General features: G+C 65.1%; 9 protein-coding genes. 4 read left to right on the plus strand and 5 right to left on the minus strand.

Annotation, left to right across the window (positions count from 1 at the left end; translation table 11 throughout):
* The 4 genes from ABNS06_RS14140 to ABNS06_RS14155 form a co-directional block, all read left to right on the plus strand.
* A partial coding sequence (locus ABNS06_RS14140) for a hypothetical protein (RefSeq protein WP_348675240.1) occupies positions 1-231 on the plus strand: 231 nt, incomplete at its 5' end.
* On the plus strand, positions 228-740 hold the full coding sequence (locus ABNS06_RS14145) for a hypothetical protein (RefSeq protein WP_348675241.1): 513 nt from the start codon (positions 228-230) through the stop codon (positions 738-740). The genes ABNS06_RS14140 and ABNS06_RS14145, both read left to right, overlap by 4 nt.
* Positions 741-744: 4 nt before the next feature.
* Entirely contained in the window at positions 745-870 is a 126-nt protein-coding gene (locus ABNS06_RS14150; protein WP_348675242.1) for a hypothetical protein, read from the plus strand.
* Positions 854-1,276 (plus strand): GNAT family N-acetyltransferase, encoded by a 423-nt coding sequence (locus tag ABNS06_RS14155; protein ID WP_348675243.1) that lies wholly within the window; start codon positions 854-856, stop codon positions 1,274-1,276. Before ABNS06_RS14150 ends, ABNS06_RS14155 begins: the two co-directional genes overlap by 17 nt.
* A gap of 25 nt (positions 1,277-1,301) precedes the next feature.
* Here ABNS06_RS14155 and ABNS06_RS14160 read toward each other — a convergent pair whose 3' ends face one another.
* The 5 genes from ABNS06_RS14160 to ABNS06_RS14180 form a co-directional block, all read right to left on the minus strand.
* Complete coding sequence (locus ABNS06_RS14160; RefSeq protein ID WP_348675244.1) at positions 1,302-2,750, minus strand: sensor domain-containing diguanylate cyclase; 1,449 nt, start codon at positions 2,748-2,750, stop codon at positions 1,302-1,304.
* A gap of 4 nt (positions 2,751-2,754) precedes the next feature.
* Positions 2,755-3,903 carry an acyl-CoA dehydrogenase family protein gene (locus tag ABNS06_RS14165; protein WP_348675245.1) on the minus strand — a complete coding sequence of 383 codons (1,149 nt, stop codon included), beginning with the start codon at positions 3,901-3,903 and terminating at the stop codon, positions 2,755-2,757.
* 181 nt (positions 3,904-4,084) lie between these two features.
* Positions 4,085-4,213, minus strand: coding sequence for a hypothetical protein (locus ABNS06_RS14170; protein ID WP_348675246.1), 129 nt, complete (start codon positions 4,211-4,213; stop codon positions 4,085-4,087).
* Positions 4,214-4,669 carry a hypothetical protein gene (locus ABNS06_RS14175; RefSeq protein ID WP_348675247.1) on the minus strand — a complete coding sequence of 152 codons (456 nt, stop codon included), beginning with the start codon at positions 4,667-4,669 and terminating at the stop codon, positions 4,214-4,216.
* Positions 4,666-5,096: hypothetical protein (locus ABNS06_RS14180; protein ID WP_348675248.1), on the minus strand; the 431-nt coding region annotated here is incomplete at its 5' end. The genes ABNS06_RS14175 and ABNS06_RS14180, both read right to left, overlap by 4 nt.

A 5,096-nucleotide genomic window follows, 5' to 3' on the forward strand; every position in this document is an offset into this window, starting at 1 on the left:
CTCCGGTCGCGCATCGGACTCGCGCGAAGGCTGTGGTGGTTCGTCCGCCACGTCGGCCCTTACCTGCTGCGCGCGGCGCTGCCCGGACACGATCCGCGCCACGAACGCGACCCGGACTGGGTGATTGCATGGATACGCGGGTACGCGCGCGTCGACGGGCAAGGCGTGCCGCTGCTCGACACCCACCACCCCGAAATACCCGTTCCCTTCCCCGAGGAGAAAGCCGCATGAATTCGGAAGACCCGCTTCTGGGCATTCGCCGCCAGCTCGTCGGACACGGCGCGCTGCTGATCTTCGTCGGCGGCGTCATCGGCTTCGGCTTTCTGTTCTTCCTGCTCGGAAAGATCGTCCTGTGGCCGATTCCCGGCGCCATCGACCTGCAACTGCCCGGCACCTACGATGCGTGGCGCATGGCCCACATGGAAGGCATTCTCAACGGATTCGGCCTATGGCTGGCCGCCGCGTTGCTGCCGGTGATGCCGTTTTCACCGCTCGGGCTGCGACGGATCGGGCTGGGACTGATCATCGTCGCCTGGACATTCGTCATCGCCTCGTCGCTGGACCCGCTGTTCCCGGACAGCCGCGGGCTGGCATTCGGCGGGCCGGCCACCAACCAGGCCGCCTTCTTCCTGTTCTATGTGGGCGTGCTGCTGATCATGATCATCTCCGCCGCCATCGCCTGGAAGGCGTTGAGACAACCAACCGCGGTCGGCCGCGAGACATCGCAATCCCGCGAATGACCACATGAGCGTTCGCGCCCCGCGCTCCGAGCGCGCGGGGCGCCATCACGGCTATGCTGCGCGCCTGAACGCCGCCGATCTGGCGATGGCACGCATCTCGACGGATGACGACAGTGCATATTTCCTGTGATCAAGCCGAGCTTGATATCCCGCTGATTCACCGCTTTCTGTCGGAGCGGTCCTACTGGGCCCGAGGCATTCCGCTGGAGACGGTGCGCAGATCGATCAGGAATTCGCTGTGTTTCGGCGGCTACCTGGAGGGCGGGCAGGTCGCGTTTGCCAGGGTGATCTCCGATTACGCGACCTTCGCCAATCTCGTCGACGTGTTCGTGCTACCGGAGCACCGTGGCCAGGGGCTTGGCAAGCAGCTCATGGAGGCGGTGACCACGCACCCGAAGCTGCAGGGGCTGCGCCGGTTCATGCTGGCAACGTCCGATGCGCATGGGCTCTACGCGCAGTTCGGCTTCACATCGCCACGGAACCCGGAAACGCTGATGGAGCGCTACAGCCCCTCCCCGTACAGCGGCGACGCCTGACCCGGCCGTCGCGTCGACGGATCCGCTAGCCGGCGGTGTAGAGGGTGGCGCGATTCCGTCCGGCCGTCTTGGAGCTGTACAGCGCGCGATCCGCACGACGAAGCAGCTCCGCGGCGGCGGGCACCTCGGGACCGGTCGCCACTTCGACGCCGATGCTCACCGTGACATGCTCCTGAGTCGGATGGGGAAGCCCGTACTCGGCGAACTGCTCGACGATCCGGTTGGCGATGCCCAGCGCATCATCCACCCCTGACCCCGGCAGGATTACGCAGAATTCCTCACCACCGTAGCGGGCCGCGAACTCGCCACTGCGCCTGCATGCCGCTGAGATGATGTCCGCCACGTGGGAGAGGCAGATATCACCCTCCATGTGACCCAGAGCATCGTTGTAAGACTTGAAGTGGTCGACATCGATCATCAGCACCGCGATCGGTGATTTCATGCGCTGCATGCGGCGGCATTCCTCGGGCAGCCGCAGGTCCAGGTAACGGCGGTTGTAAAGATTCGTCAGCCCATCCCGGACCGTCATCTGCTCCAGCTCCGCCTTGGCGCGCTTGAGTTCGTCGTTCGAGCGCTCCAGCTCCTCGCCCCGCTGCTCAAGCCGCTCCTTGATCAAGCTCATGGCCCGCGTTCTTGCCGCGACCTTCTCTTCCAGACGCATTCGGGCGCTCTCCAGATCCCCCTGCGCCTGAACGAGATCGGTGACGTCGTCCAGATACACGGCACAGCCGGAAACCCCTCCGAACTCGCCGATTCTTCCGACGGACATCTGAATCAGCATCGGCTCGCGCCGCACGACATGACGCAACTCGAACTGATGCGGACCGGCAATCGCATCCCCCGCGAGGCAACGCGACACCATGTCGTTGATCAGTTCGCGCTGCTGCGGACCGAACCGCTCGGCGAGCTTGCGATCCTTGACGCCACGCCGCGACCATCCCAGCAAACTTTCCGACGATTTGTTGATGGCCATGATCTCGGCCCGCGTGTTGAGCACCGCGATACCGATCGGGGCGTTGTTCAACACCTCGTCCAGCTGATACTCGGGCTTGCCGGGTTCCGGCCTGGCGGCGGCCGCCGCAAGACCACGGCTGAGCGCCTCCTGCGTCGTCTTGCGCATCGCAAACGCATGGATCATGGGAATGGCGTCTTCAAATTCCGCCTCGTCCCAGATGCGCACCTGACGACCAATGCCCGGCGCGAACCGCAACCGGGTTTTCAGCTCCCGGAGATCATCGCCGCGCCTGAGCACCAGAACCGGCATGTCACGATCGCGGCTGCCCAGCGAGATCAGCAGCGGCAACGGATCGGCCAGGGTCGGGCCGACCAGGACGGCACAGGTGTCGTCCTTGAGATACTGATCCGGCGCGGAGCCCGCATCGCCCCGGATCTCGGTGCATTCGAGCCCCTGTCCGGACTCCCGGATGCGGGTCATGAAGGCGGGCTCGACGTCGAGTGCGGCGATCTCCGGCATGGCCTCAATCCCCCAGCAAGGGAAGATCCAGCGCCGCGCGCCCGATCCAGGTTCGCAGCGTGTCCGTGGTCGGCGCCATGACATGCGCGGCCCGGGCGTCGTGCAGATAGCGTTCCAGCGGACCGGCATCGCGATAGGCCATGCCTCCACAAAGCGTCATCGCCTCGTTGACGGTCTTGACCACGCAGTCCGCGACCTCGGCCTTGGCGGCCATGACCGCCAGCAGTGCGTCCTCCGTGCCGACATCGAATTTCTTCGCGGCGGCGTGGACGAGCTGCCGTGTCTTTTCCAGCTCACCCCACAGCTGGCCGATGCGATGCTGGAGTACCGCCGTGTCCGCCAGCAACGCGCCGGTGTGCGCATAGGCTCGACGGGTGACGTGCTCACGCGCCGCATTGAAGGCCGCCTGCGCGATGCCGAGATAGACGCCGGACATCGCCATCAGGAAGTACGGCGCGACCACATGGAAGACGTACCAGATCTGGTCGCCTTCATTCCCGAGAAGATGACTGCGCGGGATCGCGACATTGTCGAGCGAGAGTTGCAATGAAGAGTTGCCCCGCATGCCCATCCCGGTCCATGCCCCGGACCAGGTCATCCCCGGCGAGCCCTGGGGCGCGACTGCGCAGGAGAACGACAGGCCATCCGCGGCGGAGACACCGGACAACACATAGGATTCGGCATGGTTACCGTTGGTCACGAAGGTCTTGCGCCCGTTCAGCACATAACCGTTGTCGTCGGCGAGAATCTGCGTCTGCGGCAGATAGAAATGGGCGCCTGTTCCAGGCTCGGACAACGCGAGCGTCGTGATGTGCTCGCCTTCGCAAATCGGTTCCAGCAGCTCGCTCTGCTGCGCCGGCGTCGCATGCGCGGCAATCACCGCCGATCCGACGCAGTGCATGCCGAAGCAGATCGCCGTGGACGCGCATTGCTCGCCCAGCACCTCGCAGATTTCCGCCAAGGCACTGGCGCCGCCGCCCAGACCACCCAGCTCCGTCGGAACCGCAAGCCCGCCCAGACCGGCACGCTGGAGTTCACGGATGCTTCGTTCCGGCCAGATCCGGTCGGCGTAGATCTGATCGGCCTGTTCACGCACCAGACTGAGCGCAATTTCTCGCGCCGTACCCAGATACTCCGAGTGCTTAGTCGCCATCCGCGCAGTTCCTTACCGATCGATTAACTCAGGCGGATGGAGCATACGGTGAAGAATGCGTAAAGGTCGAGCGTGAACGGGCCGGTTGTCGCGGGCTCCGCGCCGGCAGGTTCCCACTACAGATCCACTCGCAGCGGGGCGAGGCGATCGCCGCGGACGGAGTCCGCTCAGTCCATGATCGTCAGGCGAAATGCTTGAGTACGCCCCAGCGAGACGCAGATTGGCGGATGTCCTCCAGGCGACGCCGGAGCAGCATCCGCGTTGATGGCGAGCCGAAGGACGAGCTGTACTTGGGAAAGCGTCTTCGCATCTAGACCGTCACTGCCAAGGAGGGCGCATTCGCCCGCACGCGACAGCGCCGGACGATCAGCATCGCGACGGCCTGCTCGACCCACGCCAGCGGCAGCGCCACGGCAATGACCGCCGACGTCGCCAGATTCATGTTGTAAAGCGCAAGCCAGAGCAGGACGAACACGGCCGCCCACAGGCAGGTGGCCGCCATCAGCGCGTTGCGGAGCGTGTCGCCGAAACGCTCCAGAAACAGCCAGCCGAATCCGGTGACTACCAGCAGCAGGACGGTGTCCCAGCCCCCCCAGGCCAGGAAGATCGGCAGGCTCATGGGTGCGACGCCGGCTTCGGCCGGAAACGCCTCGCGCATCATCGGCATGACGAACGCGAAATAGCGAAACACCTCGGAGACGTTGATCCACACGGCGTTGATCAGCAGCGCCCACCAGAACGCCTTGGGTACGGACTTCCCTGTCATGAACCAATCCTCCGCTGGACGAGCTGGATGAGTGTGTCCGCCGCGCGGCGCAGCACGGCGGCATCGGTTACCGCGCGCGAAGCGGACCACAGCCCCTGAGCGGACACGACGAGCAGTTCGGCGACGCGGACGAGCTCGGCCTCGCTGATATCCGCCGAGGCCGAGTGACGAAGCGCCTGGAGAAACCCCTGTTTCAGGCGCTCGTGATGTCGCTCGATGCGTTCGGCGACCTCCGGATCGTGGGGCGCCACTTCGGTCATGGTGTTGGCGTAAAAACACCCCGGCCCTGGCAAACCGATCGCCTCGGCAGCCGCGATCTGATGCTCCAGAAACGCCGCTATGTCGGTCACCGTCGCACCCGGGCGTTCCACTCGCTCGAAGGCCGGGGTCACGCCGGCCGCCGGATAGGCATCCAGGCAGGCCAGAA

The organism is uncultured Abyssibacter sp., from assembly GCF_964000955.1.
GTDB lineage: Bacteria > Pseudomonadota > Gammaproteobacteria > Nevskiales > OUC007 > Abyssibacter.

Excerpts from the sequence above, each read along its gene's own strand:
- ABNS06_RS14150 (WP_348675242.1), top strand. The coding sequence starts at position 745 with ATGAGCGTTCGCGCCCCGCGCTCCGAGCGCGCGGGGCGCCATCACGGC.
- ABNS06_RS14165 (WP_348675245.1), bottom strand. The coding sequence starts at position 3,903 with ATGGCGACTAAGCACTCGGAGTATCTGGGTACGGCGCGAGAAATTGCG.
- ABNS06_RS14145 (WP_348675241.1), top strand. The coding sequence starts at position 228 with ATGAATTCGGAAGACCCGCTTCTGGGCATTCGCCGCCAGCTCGTCGGA.
- ABNS06_RS14160 (WP_348675244.1), bottom strand. The coding sequence starts at position 2,750 with ATGCCGGAGATCGCCGCACTCGACGTCGAGCCCGCCTTCATGACCCGC.
- ABNS06_RS14175 (WP_348675247.1), bottom strand. The coding sequence starts at position 4,669 with ATGACAGGGAAGTCCGTACCCAAGGCGTTCTGGTGGGCGCTGCTGATC.
- ABNS06_RS14170 (WP_348675246.1), bottom strand. The coding sequence starts at position 4,213 with ATGCGAAGACGCTTTCCCAAGTACAGCTCGTCCTTCGGCTCGCCATCA.